The organism is Cupriavidus basilensis (assembly GCF_029335485.1).
Taxonomy (GTDB): domain Bacteria; phylum Pseudomonadota; class Gammaproteobacteria; order Burkholderiales; family Burkholderiaceae; genus Cupriavidus; species Cupriavidus basilensis_E.
In genome coordinates, this window is the sequence record NZ_JARJLM010000097.1 from 1 (window position 1) to 1,796 (window position 1,796).

The 1,796-nt window shown below is 64.0% G+C and carries 1 protein-coding gene; it reads left to right on the forward strand.

Annotated elements, in window-relative coordinates; translation table 11 throughout:
• Positions 1-271: 271 nt before the first annotated feature.
• Positions 272-1,675 carry an efflux transporter outer membrane subunit gene (locus P3W85_RS05780; protein WP_276264065.1) on the forward strand — a complete coding sequence of 468 codons (1,404 nt, stop codon included), beginning with the start codon at positions 272-274 and terminating at the stop codon, positions 1,673-1,675.
• The last annotated feature ends 121 nt before the right edge of the window (positions 1,676-1,796 follow it).

Here is a 1,796-nt window from a genome sequence, read left to right on the forward strand (position 1 = left end):
ATCTATCGTTGACGCCGCTGCCGTCCTCCCGGCTTGCCGGGCGGGCGGCTTTCCCTTGCCGCCGTCATGGCAGCCCAATCGAAATTCTCGGAATTCTCGGGTTGGATCGTGCCACCCGCGGATACACAATGAATGCGTAGCGTGTCGATGGCGAGCCCGGCTGCCCGCCGCGTCCTTTTTGGTTCGCTTGCGCGCGCAGGAGGCGATCGTGCCAGTCCTCTTGACCCTGTTTCCCGTGCATGGAGTGCACACGGTGGCGAAGCGCCTCCTGATGACAGGCGCCTGCCTGCTGGCACTGGCCGGTTGCGCCGACTTTCGTCCGCCGGTGTATCAGCGTCCGGAGACGCCGGCCAAGCCGGACTGGGCGCGACAGGGTTCGATCACGGTCTCCGCGTCGGACACGATCGTGCCGAACTGGTGGCAGGCGTTTCGCGATCCCTATCTCGACGGACTGGTCGACAAGGCGATCGCTGGCAACTATGACATCAAGGTGCTTGCCGCGCGCATCAAGGTGGCGGGCGCGCTGATCGGCGAGGCCAAGGCAGGCGCGCTGCCGGTGTTCGACGTCGGCGCCGGGGCAAGCTTCGAGAAGAGCACTGGACAGTCGCTGGTCAAGACATACAACCTTGGCACCCAGGTCAACTGGGACATCGACATCTGGGGCAAGGTGGAGAAGGGCGTGCAGGCGCAGGCCGCCGAATTCAGCGCCACCGAGGCGGACTGGCGTGCCGGCTACCTTACCCTGGTGGCTGACGTGTCCACCACCTACTTCCAGATACTGCAACTGGATGAACAGATCGATCAGCAGGCCAGGACACTGGCCAAAAACAAGCAGATCCTCTCCACCTACCAGGCGATGTTCCAGAATGGCCTGATCCCGAAGATTCGCGTGATGCAGCAGCAGGCGGAAATCAATCGGCTGACCAAGGACCTGCTGGAGCTGCGCCGCTCGCGCGATATCTCGGAAAATGCACTTGGCACGCTGGTGGGTGTGCCGGCCGGCGTATTCAAGGTGCCGACCGGGCACCTGCAGGAGCGCATACAGTTGCCGCCGGTGCCTGCGGGACTGCCGTCGCAGCTGCTATCGCGGCGCCCGGATATTGTCGCGGCGGAATATCGGGTATTGGAATCCTACAACCTGGTGGGCCAGGCGAGGCTGGCGCAACTGCCCAGCGTCAGCCTGACAGGCCGCGGCGGCACTGCGAGCTTCGCGCTGACGGATCTGCTGAAGTCCTTCACGTTCGGCTTCATGCCTAGCATCAACCTGCCCATGCTGGACCCGAACGTGCGCGCCCATGTGAAGACCACCGAGGCGCAGACCAAGGTGGCCGAGAACGAGTACGGCCGCACGGTGATCACCGCCTTCGAGGAAGTGGAGAACGCACTGGTGAACGTCGATGCGCACAAGAAGCAGCGCGTGGAGTTGCAACAACAGGTGGAGCAGTTGCGTGTGGTGGCGGCGCAGATCGATGCGCAACTGAAGGAAGGTGTGGTGTCCCAGCTCGATGTGTTCGAGGCCCAGCGGTCGCTGCTGAACGCGCAACTCGAATTGTTGGCCAATCACCAACAGATCCTTGCCGACACTGTCACCCTCTACAAGGCGCTTGGGGGCGGCTGGCCGAGCGTCGCAGTCGCCAATGCGGGCAAGGAGACGACGCAGCAGGTGTCGAAGTAGCGCAGCGGCGGCGGTGGCACCGGGCTACGCGAGGTTGCCCGGCAAGCCGGAAATGCCCCGCAGGGCGCGCAGTACGCCGCCGGCGGACGTTTGACTAGCCGCATGCGTGGCCTACTATGTC